This is a genomic window from Enterobacter sp. C4G1, from assembly GCF_052886895.1.
In genome coordinates this window covers 1,500,698-1,519,304 of record NZ_JBQVVV010000001.1, presented here as the reverse complement: position 1 = coordinate 1,519,304, position 18,607 = coordinate 1,500,698, and the positions used below count along the sequence as shown (strand labels likewise).

Genomic DNA, 18,607 nt, shown 5'->3' with positions numbered 1-18,607 from the left:
TAAAAATGGATTCTACCATCGCTTTTTCAGATATACAGCACTTTTTGACCCCCAAAGATGCCAAATCCGACCACTTTTTGATCAGCCAATCGTTTTCCTCAACATGTAGTAGATAACGATGCCAGCAACCACAAGACCACCGCCAAATCGGCGCAAAATATTATCCGGAAGCTGGCTCATTGTGGCGATCATACGACGCCAGGCACGCGGATAAAGCATTGGGCCCAACCCTTCCAGGACTAAAACAAGCGCCAGCGCCAGCCAGATCGTTGAATTCATTTTGGTTCCTTATAAAAGAAAACCACCGCTCCATTAAGAGCGGTGGTTTGAAAACTCAAACGAGCCTGAGTTTATCGCGTCGCGTTAGCTGGCGTCTTCATATAACGGAAGAAATCGCTGTCCGGGCTGAGCACCATCACATCCTGGTTGCTCTGGAAGCTATTCTCGTAAGCACGCAAGCTACGGATAAAGGCATAGAAGTCTGGATCCTGGCTGAATGCATCAGCGAACAGTTTCGCCGCTTCGGCATCACCTTCACCTCGCAAGATACGCCCCTGACGTTCAGACTCAGCAAGCGTCTTGGTCACTTCGTAGTCCGCGGCTGCACGCAGCTTCTCAGCCTCTTCCTGACCCTGTGAACGGTGACGACGGGCTACCGCTTCACGCTCGGCGCGCATACGGTTGTAGATCGCATCGGACACTTCCGCAGGCAGGTTGATCTGCTTGATTCGCACGTCAACCACTTCGATACCCAGTGCAGCCATACTGTTCGGGTTGATCACCGGCACTTTGCCATTGGTTTCAGCCTGAACGCGCTCAGCCGCTTTGGCAATCGCGTCATCCGCGGCCGGGGTAGAGACTTCGTCTTCTGTACCCGCAGAACCGGAGTTCAGCGCATCGCGTACTTCCAGCGTCAGACGACCGCGGGAATCGGTCACGATGTCTTTCACATCCAGACGGCCAATCTCAGAACGCAGACGGTCAGAGAACTTACGTTTCAGCAGCACTTCTGCCTGAGAAACGTCACCACCGCCCGTTGCCAGGTAGTAGCGGCTGAAATCACTGATACGCCATTTGATGTACGAATCAACGATCAGGTCTTTCTTCTCTTTGGTCACGAAACGATCGGCCTGGTTATCCATAGTCTGGATACGGGCGTCGAGCGTTTTCACCGATTCAATCATTGGAATTTTAAAATGCAGGCCTGGTGCATAAACCAGAGGTTTGTTCTCGCTGTCACGCAGAACTTTACCAAAACGCAGGGTGATCCCACGTTCGCCCTCTTTCACAACGAAAATAGAGGTATAAAGCACGACCAGTACGATGATGATGATCGCAATAACTGACTTACGCATCCTTATTCCCCCTGACGCTGGTAGTCGTTACGCTGCGCGTTAGCACGGCGTTGGTCCATGATGTCACCATCGTTCGAAGAAGGCGTCGTGGTCGCACTGGAGCTGCCTGATGAGGCTGGCGGCAGACGCAGCAGGTTGTTAGCACCGCTGTTGTCTGACGACTTCGCCGCAGGCGCAGAACCGCCTTTCAGCATCTGATCCAACGGCAGAACCATCAGGTTTCCACCTTTACTGTCGTTAACCAGCACTTTACGCGTATGGCTCAGCACTTTTTCCATGGTCTCGATATACAGACGTTCACGGGTAATTTCCGGAGCCGCTTTATATTCAGGCAGGATCTTCGCGAAACGAGCCACTTCACCCTGAGCTTCCAGGATGGTCTGAGTCTTGTACGCACGCGCTTCTTCAAGAATACGCTGCGCCTGACCGTTAGCACGCGGCTGAACTTCGTTGGTGTAGGCTTCCGCTTCACGGATGTACTGCTGTTCGTTTTCACGTGCAGCAATTGCATCGTCAAACGCCGCTTTCACCTCTTCCGGCGGACGAGCAGCCTGGAAGTTAACGTCCAGCAGGGTGATACCCATGTTGTACGGGCGAATGGTCTCTTCCAGCTCACGCTGGGTATCGCTACGAATAACGGTACGACCTTCGGTCAGGATGCGATCCATGGTGTATTTACCGATAACACCACGCAGCGCGCTGTCAGTGGCCTGACGCAGGCTGTCATCAGCACTGGTCACGCTAAACAGATAACGTTCAGGATCGGTCACGCGGTACTGCACGTTCATCTCAACGCGCACTACGTTTTCGTCAGACGTCAGCATCACGCCAGATGCAGCCAGTTCACGCACGGACTCCACGTTTACCGCGGTCACGTCGTCAATGAACGTTGGCTTCCAGTTCAGGCCCGGTTCAACCAGATGGCTGAACTTACCGAAACGGGTGACTACGCCGCGTTCTGCTTCTTTAATGGTGTAGAATCCGCTGGCAGCCCAGATGATCACCACAGCAGCGGCAGCAATGCCCACTATGCGGCCACCCATTTGCGGGCGCGGCCCCTGTGGAGCATTTCCACCCGAGCCAGAACCTTTACCTCCGCCAAGACCACCAAGCTTCTTGCTTAGTTTGCGGAAGATATCATCCAGATCCGGCGGCCCCTGCTCGCGACCACCTTTGTTGCCATTTCCCCCAGAGTTGCCGCCTTGATTATTGCTGCTTCCCCACGGGTCGCGGTCTTGTCCGTTATTACCGGGCTGATTCCACGCCATGTATATGCTCCATATTTGTTATGCAAGGGCGAATTATTCAGGCATCCCCTTTCTGGTCAGACGATATAGTCGACCAGCGCAGGTTCTTGTTTACAGAGGCGACGCCAGTCAACGATCGGCATACGCACCTGCATCCCCACGCTGCCGTCATCCTCCATCCACTCTTTTTCTATCGCCTGAAGCTGATAAAACCGGCTGCGCAGCCTGCCTTCCTGTGGCGGCAATCGCAGCGTGTGCTGTGCTACCTCACCGGAAAGACGTTCTGTCAAAGCCTGGAAAAGCAGTGGCACACCAATACCGGTCTGAGCGGAAAGCCAGACCCGAATCGGTTTGTTCTCTTCATCTCGATCAATACGCGGTTCAAAATCGTCCAGCATATCGATCTTGTTCATCACCAACAGCGTTGGGATTTCGTGGGCGTCAATTTCTTCCAGCACCACGTTAACTGCATCAATATTTTCCTGCACACGAACGTCTGCTGCGTCAATGACGTGCAACAGCAGAGTCGCCTGTCGCGTTTCCTGCAATGTGGCCTTAAATGCCGCCACCAGGTCATGCGGCAGATGGCGGATAAACCCAACGGTATCCGCCAGAACTGTTTCACCTACGTCTGCCACGTCAATACGGCGCAGCGTAGGGTCCAGGGTCGCAAACAGTTGGTCTGCGGCATAAACCTGGGCCTCAGTAATCTGGTTAAACAGGGTGGATTTACCGGCGTTGGTATACCCCACCAGCGACACCGTCGGGATGTCGGCTTTTGTTCGCGCCCGACGCCCCTGCTCACGCTGCTTCTCAACTCTTTCCAGCCGCGAGAGGATCTGGGTAATACGGCCACGCAACAGACGGCGGTCGGTTTCGAGCTGGGTTTCCCCCGGACCGCGCAAACCAATCCCGCCTTTTTGTCTTTCAAGGTGGGTCCAGCCACGCACAAGTCGCGTTGCCAGATGGCGCAGCTGCGCCAGCTCAACCTGCAACTTACCTTCGTGGGTACGCGCACGCTGAGCAAAAATATCTAAAATCAAACCCGTGCGATCGATAACACGGCATTCGCAAAGGGCTTCCAGGTTGCGTTCCTGGGCTGGAGACAGCGCATGATCAAACAACACGACTGAGGCGCCGGTTGCTTTTACGGCATCCGCAATTTCAACTGCTTTACCTTCACCAACAAAATACTTTGGGTGCGGCGCTTTACGGCTACCGGTAATCACCTGCATTGCTTCGACACCGGCGGAAGAGACCAGAGATTCAAACTCCTGGAGGTCTTCCATATCTTTGTCTTGCGAAAAATAGATGTGTACCAGCACCGCCTGCTCACCGGCATCATAACGGTCAAACAAGCGTATAACCCTCTAAAAAGATCAGCGGGGAACGCAGGATCGCTGGCTCCCCGTGTGGATAACAGCAGAAACCTTACTCGGTCTCTTCGCTGTCCTGCGCAGGCGTTGAAGAACCCTGCGCGTTGCTGCCATGATGGTAGTTACTGCCTGTGCCGCCGCCAGCGTTATTGCTGTGATGGGAGACCGGACGGGACGGAACAACAGTAGAGATAGCGTGCTTGTAGACCATCTGACTGACCGTGTTTTTCAACAGGATCACGAACTGATCGAAAGACTCAATCTGACCTTGCAGCTTAATACCATTCACCAAATAAATAGAAACTGGAACACGTTCCCGACGCAATGCGTTCAGGAACGGATCTTGTAAAGATTGCCCCTTAGCCATTCTATCTTTTCCTTATATGCTTGTTTTGTACTTAGAACCTTGCGATTCTGAAAAATTGCGCACGATACGTCTCAATTGTACACATTCAGTGAGCGATATCACCAACAACCTCAATCACCTCGTTTAGCGCTTGTTGTGGTTTTTCACTGTCTAACCAGTGAACACCCTCCCAACCGCGTAACCAGGTTATCTGGCGCTTCGCTAACTGCCTCGTGGCGCAAACACCTCTATAAACCATTTCATCGTATGAAATCTCACCTTCAAGATACGACCACATCTGGCGGTATCCCACACAACGAATGGAAGGCATATCCGTATGCAAATCTCCACGGGCAAAGAGCGCCCGCACTTCTGCTTCAAAATCTGAAGCTAACATCTGATGAAAACGCTGCTCAATTCGCTGATGGAGCAGTTCACGGCTCGCCGGGGCGATGGCGAACTGATGCACCTGATACGGCAGAGCTTCTCCTGACGTTTGCGTCAGTTCCGTTAAAGTTTTACCCGAAATGAAAAAAACTTCCAGTGCCCGGGAAAGCCTTTGCGGATCATTTGGATGAATCCGTGCTGCGGCAACCGGGTCAATCTCCTCCAGTTGCTTATGCAAAACGTCCCATCCTTGCTCTGCCGCCTGCTGCTCAATCTTCGCTCTTACCTCAGGATCCGCTGATGGCAAAGGAGATAACCCTTCCAGCAGCGCCTTAAAGTAGAGCATAGTCCCGCCAACCAACAGCGGGATTCGTCCCGCAGCGGTTATCTCGGCCATCTGCTCCAGCGCATCCCGGCGAAAATCTGCTGCGGAATACGCCTGCGACGGGTCGAGAATATCCAGTAACCGGTGCGGTGCCGCGCGCAGTTCATCTGCGTTCGGCTTTGCCGTGCCGATATCCATCCCTCGATAGATGAGGGCAGAATCAACGCTAATCAACTCTACGGGCAAAACTTTACGTAACTCAATAGCTAATGCCGTTTTGCCGGAGGCCGTTGGCCCCATCAAAAATAGTGCCTTAGGCAGGCTCGCCTTGCTTACATCAATCATGTTTCAGGGCGGTCATCGCCGTTTTTAAATCAACAGGTTGCAATAAACCACCCGGCGGCGTTTTCACTAGCTGCGGACAAAGGCGCTCAACCTCTGCCAGCACGGTAATCGCCTGCGCCATACTCCACGGATTGTGTTCACTCGCCAGATGGCGGGCTATCCACTGCGCGGTATTGGCGGCAACAAACGTTGTTTGCTGCGCCAGGTAGCCTATCAGTTCAGGAATCAAGTTTTGTAAATTTTGTTGGCGTAAGGGTAAAGGCACTGCACGAATTGTCACATGCTGTGCTTCTAACACAAATTCAATGCCCATCTCTGCAAGTTGCTCTGTCGCACGCTGTAATACCGCCAGCTCTTGTGGGGATATCTTTAAACGCACCGGGATCAACAGTGGTTGAGCGCACGCTGCGTTCGCCCCAGGCGTCAGTTGCGCTTGCTTAAGCCAACGCTCAGCAACCGGCAGCGCCAGTAGCGCCAGCTTGCCCTCACGCTCAAGCAACGCCATATCCGGGGTGATAATCGTCAGTACCCGGCCAAAGCTCTGGCTATGCCCTTCCAGTGAAGGCGCCGGTACCTCAATGTGCTCTTTACGTTCCACGGCTGGGGTGTCGAGCAATTTACGGTACAACGCCCCCTGCTGCTTTTGGTAGCCGGGCTGTGCGTTTGGATAGTTAGCGCCGGTCGGGCGCGAAGTGTTCCCCGCTGACGAGAAACGCGGCGCCGCTGGTTCACGCGCAACCGCAGGTTCTGCAAAATGGTTGCGCCCCGCGGCCACACGGTTTTCCGGCAGAGAGCGCGGTACAGGTTCTTCATTTTGCAGCGGTAGCGCGGGTTCGGCCTGTTGCTGCAACACGCTCAGCACGCCCTGGTAGATAAAATCATGTACCAGACGCGACTGGTGGAAACGCACTTCATGCTTGGCAGGATGCACGTTCACGTCGACCTGATGCGGGTCAATCTCCAGATACAGCACAAACGCGGGCTGCTGATCGGCCCCGAGTTTGTCTTCACACGCCTGGCGAATGGCGTGGTTAATCAGGCGGTCGCGCATCATACGGCCATTCACATAGCAATACTGAATCTCCGCGAATGCCGCGCTGGATGTCTTAGGATCAGCCACCCAACCGTGCAGGGCCAGATCGCCATGCTGCCATTCGATCGCCAGCGCCTGCTCCAGAAAAGGCGTCCCGCAAATGGCACCCAGGCGGCGCTCTTTCTGTCCCCCTTCCGCCACGGCACGGTACTGGCGCATCACCTTGCCGTTATGGCTGAGGTTAATGGTGACGTCAAATCGTGCCAGCGCGATACGACGGATAATTTCGTCAATATGGCCAAATTCGGTCTTTTCGGTGCGCATGAATTTGCGCCGGGCAGGCGTGTTGTAGAACAGATCTAACACTTCCAGCGTGGTCCCGACAGGATGAGCAGCAGGCTTGACCGTCACATCCATGTCGCGCCCTTCGGCGTAGGCTTGCCAGGCTTCTTGCTGTTCGGCCGTGCGGGAGGTGAGTGTCAGACGGGAAACGGAGCTGATACTGGCCAGCGCCTCGCCGCGAAAGCCGAGGCTAATAATGGCTTCCAGATCGTCAAGCGAGGCAATTTTACTGGTGGCATGACGCGCCAGCGCCAGCGCCAGCTCGTCTTTTTTGATGCCACAGCCGTTGTCACGAATGCGGATAAGCTTTGCACCGCCGCGCTCGATATCAATATCAATGCGGGTTGCCCCCGCATCAAGGCTGTTTTCCACCAGCTCTTTCACTACCGACGCAGGTCGTTCCACCACCTCACCGGCGGCGATTTGGTTCGCAAGCTGCGGCGGTAGAACCTGAATCGGCATGAATGCTCCTTAATTTGTGGCGGTCATCTCACCTGGCAAAGCCGCACTGGCCGTCTGCCCTGCACCACCCTGTGGTGCGGACTGCAACGGATGCGCATCAAAGTACTTACGCAGACCATTATAAATAGCATCCGCGATCTGCTGCTGATAGCTATCGCTCCCCAGCAAGCGCTCTTCACCGTTATTGCTGATGAAACCCGTCTCGACGAGGATGGATGGAATATCTGGCGAACGTAACACGCCCAGGCTTGCATGTTCCGGGCGACGTTTATGCAACACACCCACACTTTGCAACTGGCTCAATACGTTAGTCGCCACATCATACCCGACGCGCTGCGAATGGCCGAATTGTAAATCCAGGACCGCCTGGCTGAGGTACGGATCAGACTGGCTGTTTGCCAGCACATCTCCCGCGCCGCCTAACAGTTCGGACTGCTTCTCATGTTGTTCCAGCCAGCCTGCCATTTCGCTGTTAGCACGACGGTTGGAAAGCACCCAGACAGACGCCCCGGTAGCATCACGATTTGGCGCGGCGTCCGCATGAATCGACACCAGGAAGTTCGCATTCTGCTTACGCGCCACATCCGAACGCCCCATCACGGAGATAAAGTAATCGCCGTCACGGGTCAGCACGCCTTTAAACATCGGGTCATCATTGAGCAACGCACGTAACTTACGGGCAATCGCGATAGTGACATTTTTTTCCTGCGTGCCGCCAGGCCCGATGGCGCCTGGGTCTTGCCCGCCATGCCCGGCATCGATAGCGATAATCACTTTATCGCCGCTCACCGCACGCGCGCTGGCCGCAGGGCGTGTCACCGTATTGCTGCTGGTCACGCTAGTGATACGGTCATTGTCAGTTTTAAACGGATTACGCGCCGGCGTGGATGTCCGCGGCGTATATACCGGTTCTTCCACGCGTTTTACGACCACTGGCGGTGGTGGTGGCGGTGGTGGCGCGTCAGCATTGATGGTAAAGACCACCGTATAGGTCGCGCCATTTTGCTGCTTCACCGCCTGTGTTTTGCCCTTTTCGGTCAAATCGACCACCAGCCGTAACGACTGATCGTCTTTTGGCGTGCCAGAACGAATACGTTTTACCAGGTTATTTCCGCTAAATTGCAGCGGCAACCCCTGGACCACACCCGTTTGCTTGATATCCAGCGCCACGCTGTGACTATCGATTTGGGAAAACGCATACTCAGGATCGCCCATAAAGCTGAACGTAATCCGAGCCTGGCTTTCACCATTCGATACCTGAATATCCGAGAGACTGGCCGCCCCGGCGTGTGCGCACAGCAGCACCGTTGCAGCCAACAACCAACCTTTAACGCGATTAATCATCCCGTTATCCCTAAGCTCAACCGGCTAAACGAGCCAGTAAGGAATTACCTGATGAGGAAACAGCACTGATGCGTGCCTCACGCCCTTGTGCCTGGTAATCTAAGTGAATTTCGACATCCGGGTCAGGTAACACACCCGCACCTTGTTGCGGCCACTCCACCAGGCAGATGGCATCGTTGGCAAAGTAATCGCGGATCCCCATAAACTCCAGCTCCTCTGGGTCCGCAAGACGGTATAAGTCGAAGTGATACACCATCAGGTTTTCAAGCGTATAAGGCTCGACCAGCGTATACGTTGGGCTTTTCACATTTCCGTTATGGCCTAACGCCTGTAAAAAGCCACGGCTGAAGGTTGTTTTACCCGCGCCTAAATCACCATACAGATAAATGACGGTTGCACCCTGACAGGCCTGCGCCACACGCTTGCCGAGATCTAAAGTTGCCTGTTCGTCAGGTAAAGGAATCGCTCGATTAGTCATTTTCTACGTCAATCACATCCGGGTTAACAACACGCCTTAGCGTGCAAAAAAGATCGGTGGCCAGCATTCCGCGTGTACCATATTGCGCCGCAAGCTTGTCTGCGGCTGCACCGTGTGCCACGCAGCCCGCACAGGCTGCATCATATAGGGGAAGTTTCTGTCCGAGCAACGCACCTATGATGCCAGAGAGCACATCGCCCATACCGCCGCTCGCCATTCCCGCGTTACCGGCATCGATAATGCCCTGCGCATCGTCACAGGCCACGACGGTTCCCGCCCCTTTTAAAACGGCAACACCCCCGTAACGTTTTACCAGACGCTGTGCAGAAAGTAAGCGATCGTTTTCAATTTCTGCAACGCTGCAATTGAGTAATCGCGCGGCTTCACCGGGGTGTGGTGTCAGGATGCGATTGTGACGCTTATCAGGATTGATTGCCAGAAGGTTCAGCGCGTCGGCATCCCACAGCATCGGTTTACGAAAATTCTCGGTTTTTTGTAGCGCCTGCTTACCCCAGGTTTGCTGTCCAAGCCCAGGGCCAATGACCACGACATCCGCCCATTCCAGGCTCTCTTCCAGTGTCTGAGGCGTAAGCTCATGCACCATCAGTTCCGGGCGTGCGGTTATAATGGGGGCGATATTTTCGATGCGAGTAAGTACTCGCACTAATCCCGCACCACTGCGCACTGCGGCCTCACCGGCCATGCGAATGGCACCTGCGGTTCCATAATCCCCGCCAATAATCACCAACCTGCCATGATCGCCCTTATGGGATGTCGGGCGTCGCGGTGGCAACCACTGCGCAAGTTTTGAGGCATCAAAGCGGGCGATATGTGTTTCCTGCCCGGCAAGCCAGTTATCCAGCCCCAGCGCCTTATGGTGCAATACACCCACCACATCACGCGCTTTGCCGGTCAGCAAACCGGGTTTGAGGGCGATAAACGTCACCGTGTGGCAAGCTTTGATAACCGCGCCGGGTGTAGCCCCGGTTTGCGCGATTAACCCGGATGGAATGTCCAGCGCAACCACTGGTGCAGAGTGGGCATTAGCTTGCTCTATCAATGCCGCGGCACCTTCGCGCGGCGCACTGCGCAACCCGGTGCCCAGCAGACCATCAATTATCACCTCGATATCATCCGGCCAGACGATATCAGACGCATGAATAACACCACCCGCGTTCAGCCAGGCTTCACGCGCCGCGCTGGCTTCTTCCGGCAGCGGTTTATTGCTCTCCAGCGCCAGTAATGTCACACGAATGCCCGCTGCCACGGCCAGCCGGGCAACCACATAGCCATCCCCGCCGTTATTGCCGTGTCCGCATAAAATGAGCCAGTGTGTCGACTGAGGATAAAGGGTGCGGGAAACGGTAAATGCCGCCTCGCCTGCGCGTTGCATAAGTTCATAAAGGGTGAGGCCGAGACTGTCTGCCGCCTCTTTTTCAGCGCGGCGCAGGGCATCCGCATCCCAGATGGAATGTGGTATACTTGCGGGGTTTTTCTTCACCGTATGGTCCGTCATGTCACAGCCCCTCGATCTCAATCAGTTAGCGCAAAAAATTAAACAGTGGGGCGCTGAGCTTGGCTTCCAGAAGGTCGGTATTACGGATACAGACCTTTCCGCCAGCGAGCCTAAACTTCAGGCCTGGCTGGACAAACAATACCACGGCGAGATGGAGTGGATGGCGCGTCATGGCATGATGCGTGCGCGTCCACACGAGCTTTTGCCGGGCACGTTACGTGTCATTAGCGTGCGTATGAACTATCTGCCGGCCAACGCGGCGTTTGCCCGCACGCTAAAAAATCCCTCATTGGGTTACGTCAGCCGTTACGCCCTGGGGCGTGATTACCATAAGCTTCTGCGTAACCGCTTAAAAAAACTCGGGGAAACTATTCAGCAACACTGTGTTTCGCTGAATTTTAGACCCTTTGTCGATTCTGCGCCTATTCTTGAGCGTCCAATCGCCGAAAAAGCCGGGCTTGGCTGGACAGGTAAGCACTCACTTATCCTTAGCCGTGATGCCGGGTCATTCTTCTTTCTGGGCGAGCTACTCATTGATTTGCCGCTGCCGGTAGACGGGCCGGTGGAAGAAGGTTGCGGGCGGTGTGTGGCCTGTATGACCATCTGCCCGACGGGTGCTATCGTTGAGCCCTACACCGTTGACGCTCGCCGCTGCATATCTTATCTCACTATCGAGCTGGAAGGCGCCATCCCGGAAGAGTTCCGTCCGCTCATTGGCAACCGGATTTACGGTTGCGACGACTGCCAGCTAATTTGCCCGTGGAACCGCTATTCACAGCTTACCGATGAAGAAGACTTTAGCCCGCGCAAGGCACTGCACGCTCCGCCGCTTATTGAGCTGTTCGCCTGGACCGAGTCCTGGTTCCTGAAAGTCACTGAAGGTTCAGCTATCCGCCGTATCGGACATTTACGCTGGCTCCGAAATGTGGCTGTTGCCCTGGGCAATGCTCCCTGGGATGAAGCCAACATTCAGGCACTGGAAAGTCGTAGAGGTGAGCACCCACTTCTCGACGAGCACATAGAGTGGGCGATTGCGCAGCAAATCGAGAAGCGAAATGCCTGCCTGGTCGAAGTGCAGTTACCGCAAAAACAGCGCCTGGTGAGGGTGATTGAAAAAGGGCTTACACGGGACGCCTGAACTATTCACAGCCTGTGTATAAAAATAAGAACTCAGGCGCCATCGGGCTTTGCAAACAGGTCAAGTGATCTCTTTAACATTTTGAAATCAAATTTTCTTAATAAAATTCAACACATTAAAACGATACTATTCACCCTGCGAAGTTTTTACCCCAGTGAGGTAAACGACAGGATCTGTGGATAACTCTGTTTATAGTAGTATTTCAGATGCAATAGAAAACGTCCCCAACGAACTATTCCGCTGTGGATTTTTTAGAGAAGAAGAAGAATTTGGAGCGGGAAACGAGACTCGAACTCGCGACCCCGACCTTGGCAAGGTCGTGCTCTACCAACTGAGCTATTCCCGCTTGGGTGTTCTGGTGCTGTGCGTATCTTGCGATACTTTCAAATTTTGGAGCGGGAAACGAGACTCGAACTCGCGACCCCGACCTTGGCAAGGTCGTGCTCTACCAACTGAGCTATTCCCGCTTGGGTGTTCTGGTGCTGGCGTATCTTGCGATACTTTCAAATTTTGGAGCGGGAAACGAGACTCGAACTCGCGACCCCGACCTTGGCAAGGTCGTGCTCTACCAACTGAGCTATTCCCGCAAATCTGTACTGCTTTTGTTGCTGTCGTAACGTGTAATTCTCTGTCGTTACGGGAGGCGCATTATACGAGAAATCCTTTTAGCTGCAACCCCCCTGAACGCGATTTTTTCGAAATCTTGTTCAAATGATTAATTAATCAGCAAGCTGCACAATTTAGCGACAAAAACCCGGCAGCGCAAGGGTGCCGGGCCTCAAAAATCACAGCTTAATGAAATTCTCGCGGTAGTAAGCCAGTTCCGCTACAGACTCACGGATATCGTCCATCGCCTGATGGGTGCCCTGTTTTTTAAAGCCGTCCAGGATTTCAGGTTTCCAGCGACGCGCCAGCTCTTTCAGGGTACTGACATCCAGGTAACGGTAGTGGAAGTAAGCTTCCAGTTCCGGCATGTACTTAAACAGGAAACGGCGATCCTGGCCAATGCTGTTACCGCAGATAGGCGATTTCCCTTCCGGAACCCACTGTTTCAGAAACTCAATTGTCGCCAGTTCCGCCTCACGATCGCCCTGCGTACTGGCTTTCACGCGTTCCACCAGCCCGCTGCCGGTGTGGGTACGCACGTTCCAGTCATCCATCAGCGCAAGTTGTTCATCAGACTGGTGAACGGCAATGGTTGGCCCTTCGGCCAGAATATTGAGGTTTGCATCGGTGACCAGCGTGGCAATCTCAATAATGCGATCGCGCTCGGGATCCAGCCCTGTCATTTCAAGATCAATCCAAATCAGGTTGTTTTCATCTGCGCTCATGTTATTTTCCACCCTTCTCGCATAACCGGCAGTAGCAGGTTAACTAGTATTAATTAGAGTGTATCATAGAGGTTTTGCCCATCACGGGCGACCAGGAGCCAGTGCGATTGAGTAAAAATAAACTCTCCAAAGGGCAGCAGCGCCGCGTCAACGCCAATCACCAGCGCCGTCTTAAAACCACTTCGGAGAAGCCGGATTACGACGACAACCTGTTTGGCGAAGCGACAGAAGGTGTCGTGATTAGCCGTTTTGGTATGCATGCCGATGTCGAATCCGCCGGCGGGGATATCCACCGTTGTAATATCCGTCGCACCATCCGTTCACTGGTTACCGGTGACCGCGTGGTCTGGCGTCCAGGCAAAGAAGCCGCGGAAGGCGTGACGGTGAAAGGTATCGTTGAAGCCGTGCATGAACGCACGTCGGTACTGACCCGCCCTGATTTCTATGATGGCGTAAAACCGATTGCTGCCAACATTGACCAGATCGTCATCGTTTCGGCGATTTTGCCGGAGCTTTCGCTCAATATCATCGACCGCTACCTCGTTGCTTGCGAAACGCTTCAGGTTGAACCGATCATCGTGTTGAACAAAATCGATCTGCTGGATGACGACGGCATGGCCTTTGTTAACGAGCAGATGGATATCTACCGCAAGATTGGTTATCGCGTGCTGATGGTCTCCAGCCACACCAAAGATGGGCTGAAACCGTTAGAAGAAGCGCTGACCGATCGGATCAGCATCTTTGCAGGTCAATCCGGCGTGGGTAAATCCAGCCTGCTGAATAACCTGCTTGGCCTCCAGCAAGAGATCCTGACTAACGATGTGTCCAATGTCTCGGGTCTGGGCCAGCACACCACCACCGCCTCGCGGCTGTATCACTTCCCCCATGGCGGCGACGTGATCGACTCCCCGGGCGTGCGTGAATTCGGCCTCTGGCACCTCGAGCCGGAACAAATCTTCAACGGTTTTGTCGAATTCCATGATTATTTAGGCGCTTGCAAATATCGCGACTGCAAACACGATAACGATCCGGGTTGCGCTATCCGCGAAGCGGTAGAGAACGGTGAAATTGCGGAAACCCGCTTTGAAAACTATCACCGCATTCTTGAGAGCATGGAAGACGTAAAAACGCGTAAAAACTTTTCTGATTCTGATAACTGACAACTAAGCTAAGCATCGCTAAAATCGTCCCCTTTTTTCAGGTTCCGGCAGCGTAATGCCGGATCAGGAACGACAAAACAATGGCCTGGAGGCTACCTTGTTAAACTCATTTAAACTTTCGCTTCAATACATTCTGCCAAAACTGTGGCTCACTCGCCTGGCGGGCTGGGGCGCGAGCAAACGAGCTGGCTGGCTGACCAAACTGGTCATCGACCTGTTCGTGAAATACTACAAGGTCGATATGAAAGAGGCGCAGAAGCCGGACACAGCCAGCTACCGCACTTTCAACGAGTTCTTCGTCCGTCCCTTGCGCGAAGACGTTCGCCCGGTAAACACCGATCCTAACGTGCTGGTCATGCCTGCTGACGGCGTCATCAGCCAGCTCGGTAAAATCGAAGACGACAAAATTTTACAGGCGAAAGGCCACAACTACAGCCTGGAAGCGCTGCTGGCGGGTAATTACCTGATGGCTGACCTGTTCCGCAATGGGTCATTCGCCACCACCTATCTTTCGCCGCGCGACTATCACCGCGTGCATATGCCATGCAACGGCATCCTGCGTGAAATGATCTATGTGCCAGGTGACCTGTTCTCTGTGAACCACCTGACCGCGCAGAACGTCCCGAACCTGTTCGCCCGTAACGAACGCGTCATCTGCCTGTTTGATACTGAATTTGGCCCAATGGCGCAGATTCTGGTGGGTGCTACCATTGTAGGCAGCATTGAAACCGTATGGGCGGGCACCATCACCCCGCCACGCGAAGGTGTTATCAAGCGCTGGACATGGCCTGCGGGCGAAGCCGAAGGCTCCGTGGCACTGCTGAAAGGCCAGGAAATGGGCCGCTTCAAGCTGGGCTCTACGGTTATTAACCTGTTTGCACCGGGTAAAGTTAACCTGGCAGAGCAGCTGGAAAGCCTGTCAGTAACGAAACTGGGTCAGCCGCTGGCCGTTTCTACTGAAACCTTCGCCACGCCGGACGCAGAGCCTGCTCCGCTGGCAGAAGAAGAGGTAACAGCAGAGCACGACGCCAGCCCACTGGTTGACGACAAAAAAGACGAAGGCTAACAACAGAAGGACCGCTGACGTGCGCCCGATTATCGTACTACTGATGGCCTGGTGCCTCAGCATGGGGGCGTACGCAGCGACAGCCCCCGACGCCAAACAGATAACCCAGGAGCTGGAGCAGGCAAAAGCGGCAAAACCCGCGCAGCCTGAAACCGTCGAAGCCCTCCAGGCCGCGCTGAACGCGCTTGAGGAACGCAAAGGTTCCCTTGAGCGCGCTCAGCAATATCAGCAGGTTATCGATAACTTCCCCAAACTTTCGCAAACGCTGCGCTCGCAGCTTAATAATCTGCGCGATGAACCACGCGTGGTGCCCGATGGCATGACCTCCGACGCGCTTAACCAGGAGATCCTGCAAGTCAGCAGCCAGCTTCTGGAAAAGAGTCGCATGGCTCAGCAGGAGCAGGAGCGTGCACGTGAAATTGCCGACTCGCTCAGCCAGCTCCCACAACAGCAAACCGATGCCCGCCGCCAGCTCAGTGAAGTCGAGCGACGTGTCGGGACACAGACCGGTAATACCCCGCTAAACCAGGCGCAGAATCTGGGGATTCAGGCTGAATCCGCCAGACTCAAAGCCCTGGTGGATGAGCTGGAGCTGGCGCAGCTTTCTGCCAACAACCGCCAGGAGCTGTCGCGGATGCGTTCTGAGCTGGCGCAAAAACAGAGCCAGCAACTGGATGCCTGGTTACAGGCCTTGCGTAACCAGTTAAACAGCCAGCGCCAGCGCGAAGCCGAACGGGCGCTGGAAAGCACTGAATTACTTGCCGAAAACAGCGATAACCTGCCCGTCGGGATTGTCGATCAGTTTAAGGTCAACCGCGAGCTTTCGGCCGCCCTGAACCAGCAAGCACAGCGTATGGATCTGGTGGCATCGCAACAGCGTCAGGCCACTAACCAAACCTTGCAGGTACGCCAGGCGCTGAATACCCTGCGCGAGCAATCCCAGTGGCTCGGCTCCTCAAACCTGCTGGGCGAAGCGCTACGTGCGCAGGTTGCCCGCTTGCCGGAAATGCCAAAACCACAACAGCTTGATACTGAAATGGCGCAACTGCGCGTCCAGCGCCTGCATTTTGAAGATCTCCTTAACAAACAGCCGCAAATCCGCCAGATCCGTCAGGCCGATGGGCAGCCGCTGACCAGTGAGCAAAACCGAATTCTGGACGCGCAAATGCGCACCCAGCGCGAGCTGCTGAATTCACTGCTTCAGGGTGGCGATACGCTTATCCTCGAACTCACCAAGCTGAAAGTCTCTAACAGCCAGCTTGAAGATGCGCTGAAAGAAGTGAACGAGGCAACGCACCGCTACCTGTTCTGGACCTCTGACGTCCGCCCAATGACCTTCTCCTGGCCGATTGAAATCGTGCAGGATCTGCGCCGCCTCATCTCGATGGATACCTTCAGCCAACTGGGCCAGGCCAGCGTGATGATGCTCACCAGCAAAGAGACTATCTTCCCGCTGCTGGGAGCATTGATTCTGGTGGGTTGCAGTATTTACTCGCGCAGGCACTTCACTCGCTTCCTGGAACGCTCCAGCGCGCGCGTCGGTAAGGTGACGCAGGATCACTTCTGGCTAACGCTACGCACGGTATTCTGGTCGATTCTCGTTGCCTCGCCGCTGCCTGTGCTGTGGATGACGCTCGGTTACGGCCTGCGGGAAGCCTGGCCTTATCCGCTGGCGGTGGCCATTGGTGATGGTGTGACCGCCACTGTTCCGCTGCTGTGGGTAGTGATGATTTGCGCCACATTCGCCCGTCCGAACGGTCTGTTCATTGCCCACTTTGGCTGGCCACGTAATCGCGTGGCGCGAGCCATGCGTTACTACCTGATGAGCATCGGGCTTATCGTGCCACTGATCATGGCGCTTATCATGTTCGATAATCTCAATGACCGCGAATTCTCCGGCTCGCTGGGCCGCCTGTGCTTCATGTTGATTTGTGGCGCGCTGGCGATGGTGACGTTAAGCCTTAAGCGTGCTGGTATTCCGCTGTATCTCGACAAAACCGGCAGCGGCGAAAACATGTTTAACCGCCTGCTGTGGAACCTGCTGCTCAGCGCCCCGCTGGCGGCGATCCTGGCGGCTGCTGTCGGGTATCTGGCCACGGCGCAGGCGCTGCTGGCGCGACTGGAAACGTCGGTCGCCATCTGGTTCCTGCTCCTGGTGGTCTACCACGTCATCCGCCGATGGATGCTTATCCAGCGCCGCAGGCTGGCGTTCGATCGTGCCAAGCACCGCCGCGCGGAGATCCTCGCGCAGCGTGCGCGGGGTGAAGAGGAATCGCACCATACCAACAGCACGGAAGGAAACACCGACGCGGATGATGTTGAGCTGGATCTTGATGCTATCAGTACCCAGTCCCTGCGACTGGTACGCTCGATCCTGATGCTGATTGCCCTGCTCTCGGTGATTTTCCTGTGGTCTGAGATCCACTCTGCGTTTGGTTTCCTCGAAAACATTTCGCTGTGGGATGTCACCTCGACGGTGCAGGGCGTCGAAAGCCTCGAACCTATCACCCTGGGCGCGGTGCTGATTGCGATTCTGGTGCTGATCATCACCACGCAGCTTATCCGTAACTTCCCTGCTCTGCTGGAGCTGGCGCTGCTGCAACACCTGGATTTAGCGCCAGGTACGGGCTATGCCATTACCACCATCACCAAATATCTGATCATGCTGTTTGGTGGGCTGGTTGGCTTCTCGATGATTGGTATTGAGTGGTCGAAGCTACAGTGGCTGGTTGCCGCACTGACCGTTGGCCTGGGCTTTGGCTTGCAGGAGATTTTTGCCAACTTTGTTTCCGGCCTGATCATCCTGTTTGAAAAACCGATCCGCATTGGCGATACGGTGACGATCCGCGATTTAACCGGCAGCGTCACCAGGATCAACACCCGTGCGACAACGATCAGCGACTGGGATCGTAAAGAGATCATCGTGCCAAATAAGGCGTTTATCACCGAGCAGTTTATCAACTGGTCGCTGTCAGACTCCGTTACGCGTGTGGTGCTGACTGTGCCTGCGCCATCCGATGCAAACAGCGAAGAGGTGACGCAGATCCTGTACACCGCCGCAGAGCGCTGCTCGCTGGTGATAGACAACCCGGCACCGGAAGTTTTCCTGGTCGATTTACAGCAGGGGATCCAGATTTTCGAGCTGCGAATTTATGCGGCTGAAATGGGGCATCGAATGCCGCTGCGCCATGAGATCCACCAGCTGATTCTGGCAGGCTTCCGCGAACACGGTATCGATATGCCGTTCCCTCCATTCCAGATGCGTCTGGAAAGTCTGGATGGTCGTAAGACGGCAAGAACGGTGACATCAGCGGCGCGTAAGCGCCCGGCGGGAAGTTTGTAGTGTAAGCGGTGTG

Annotated in this window: 15 protein-coding genes and 3 tRNA genes; 4 read left to right on the top strand and 14 right to left on the bottom strand. The window is 54.8% G+C overall.

Features of this window, described 5'->3' with window-relative positions; genetic code table 11:
- Nucleotides 1-81: 81 nt before the first annotated feature.
- The 10 genes from ACT9TW_RS07280 to nnr form a co-directional block, all read right to left on the bottom strand.
- Nucleotides 82-279 carry a DUF2065 domain-containing protein gene (locus ACT9TW_RS07280; protein WP_003855996.1) on the bottom strand — a complete coding sequence of 66 codons (198 nt, stop codon included), beginning with the start codon at nt 277-279 and terminating at the stop codon, nt 82-84.
- Between the two features lie 71 nt (nt 280-350).
- Nucleotides 351-1,355, bottom strand: a complete 1,005-nt coding sequence (gene hflC, locus ACT9TW_RS07275) for a protease modulator HflC (RefSeq protein WP_182063376.1) — start codon at nt 1,353-1,355, stop codon at nt 351-353.
- 2 nt (nt 1,356-1,357) lie between these two features.
- Nucleotides 1,358-2,623 (bottom strand): FtsH protease activity modulator HflK, encoded by a 1,266-nt coding sequence (gene hflK, locus ACT9TW_RS07270; RefSeq protein WP_014068617.1) that lies wholly within the window; start codon nt 2,621-2,623, stop codon nt 1,358-1,360.
- Between the two features lie 56 nt (nt 2,624-2,679).
- Complete coding sequence (gene hflX, locus ACT9TW_RS07265; RefSeq protein ID WP_023310136.1) at nt 2,680-3,960, bottom strand: ribosome rescue GTPase HflX; 1,281 nt, start codon at nt 3,958-3,960, stop codon at nt 2,680-2,682.
- Nucleotides 3,961-4,033: 73 nt separating this feature from the next.
- Nucleotides 4,034-4,345 (bottom strand): RNA chaperone Hfq, encoded by a 312-nt coding sequence (hfq, locus tag ACT9TW_RS07260; protein ID WP_003855990.1) that lies wholly within the window; start codon nt 4,343-4,345, stop codon nt 4,034-4,036.
- A gap of 85 nt (nt 4,346-4,430) precedes the next feature.
- The gene (gene miaA, locus ACT9TW_RS07255) at nt 4,431-5,381 is read right to left on the bottom strand and encodes a tRNA (adenosine(37)-N6)-dimethylallyltransferase MiaA (RefSeq protein WP_446491986.1); all 951 of its coding nucleotides are present in this window, start codon (nt 5,379-5,381) and stop codon (nt 4,431-4,433) included.
- Nucleotides 5,374-7,218, bottom strand: coding sequence for a DNA mismatch repair endonuclease MutL (gene mutL / locus ACT9TW_RS07250; RefSeq protein WP_182063374.1), 1,845 nt, complete (start codon nt 7,216-7,218; stop codon nt 5,374-5,376). Before mutL ends, miaA begins: the two co-directional genes overlap by 8 nt.
- A 9-nt stretch (nt 7,219-7,227) precedes the next feature.
- On the bottom strand, nt 7,228-8,562 hold the full coding sequence (gene amiB, locus ACT9TW_RS07245; protein ID WP_446491985.1) for an N-acetylmuramoyl-L-alanine amidase AmiB: 1,335 nt from the start codon (nt 8,560-8,562) through the stop codon (nt 7,228-7,230).
- Between the two features lie 16 nt (nt 8,563-8,578).
- On the bottom strand, nt 8,579-9,040 hold the full coding sequence (gene tsaE, locus ACT9TW_RS07240) for a tRNA (adenosine(37)-N6)-threonylcarbamoyltransferase complex ATPase subunit type 1 TsaE (RefSeq protein WP_014068611.1): 462 nt from the start codon (nt 9,038-9,040) through the stop codon (nt 8,579-8,581).
- Entirely contained in the window at nt 9,033-10,556 is a 1,524-nt protein-coding gene (nnr, locus tag ACT9TW_RS07235) for a bifunctional ADP-dependent NAD(P)H-hydrate dehydratase/NAD(P)H-hydrate epimerase (RefSeq protein ID WP_446491984.1), read from the bottom strand. Before nnr ends, tsaE begins: the two co-directional genes overlap by 8 nt.
- On the opposite strand from nnr, the gene queG reads away from it, so the two are divergent.
- Complete coding sequence (gene queG, locus ACT9TW_RS07230; RefSeq protein ID WP_446491983.1) at nt 10,555-11,694, top strand: tRNA epoxyqueuosine(34) reductase QueG; 1,140 nt, start codon at nt 10,555-10,557, stop codon at nt 11,692-11,694. The genes nnr and queG overlap by 2 nt on opposite strands.
- Nucleotides 11,695-11,964: 270 nt before the next feature.
- Here queG and ACT9TW_RS07225 read toward each other — a convergent pair.
- The 4 genes from ACT9TW_RS07225 to orn all read right to left on the bottom strand — a co-directional run bounded on the left by ACT9TW_RS07225 (nt 11,965) and on the right by orn (nt 13,025).
- Nucleotides 11,965-12,040, bottom strand: a tRNA-Gly gene (locus ACT9TW_RS07225).
- A gap of 45 nt (nt 12,041-12,085) precedes the next feature.
- Nucleotides 12,086-12,161 (bottom strand) — tRNA-Gly (locus ACT9TW_RS07220).
- A gap of 44 nt (nt 12,162-12,205) precedes the next feature.
- Nucleotides 12,206-12,281, bottom strand: a tRNA-Gly gene (locus tag ACT9TW_RS07215).
- A gap of 198 nt (nt 12,282-12,479) precedes the next feature.
- Nucleotides 12,480-13,025 (bottom strand): oligoribonuclease, encoded by a 546-nt coding sequence (orn, locus tag ACT9TW_RS07210; protein WP_182063370.1) that lies wholly within the window; start codon nt 13,023-13,025, stop codon nt 12,480-12,482.
- Between the two features lie 107 nt (nt 13,026-13,132).
- On the opposite strand from orn, the gene rsgA reads away from it, so the two are divergent.
- The 3 genes from rsgA to mscM all read left to right on the top strand — a co-directional run bounded on the left by rsgA (nt 13,133) and on the right by mscM (nt 18,594).
- Nucleotides 13,133-14,185 carry a small ribosomal subunit biogenesis GTPase RsgA gene (gene rsgA / locus ACT9TW_RS07205; RefSeq protein WP_182063369.1) on the top strand — a complete coding sequence of 351 codons (1,053 nt, stop codon included), beginning with the start codon at nt 13,133-13,135 and terminating at the stop codon, nt 14,183-14,185.
- Between the two features lie 97 nt (nt 14,186-14,282).
- On the top strand, nt 14,283-15,251 hold the full coding sequence (asd, locus tag ACT9TW_RS07200) for an archaetidylserine decarboxylase (RefSeq protein ID WP_182063368.1): 969 nt from the start codon (nt 14,283-14,285) through the stop codon (nt 15,249-15,251).
- Nucleotides 15,252-15,270: 19 nt separating this feature from the next.
- A complete protein-coding gene (gene mscM, locus ACT9TW_RS07195) occupies nt 15,271-18,594 on the top strand; it encodes a miniconductance mechanosensitive channel MscM (RefSeq protein ID WP_446491982.1) in 3,324 nt (1,107 codons plus the stop codon).
- Nucleotides 18,595-18,607 lie beyond the last annotated feature (13 nt).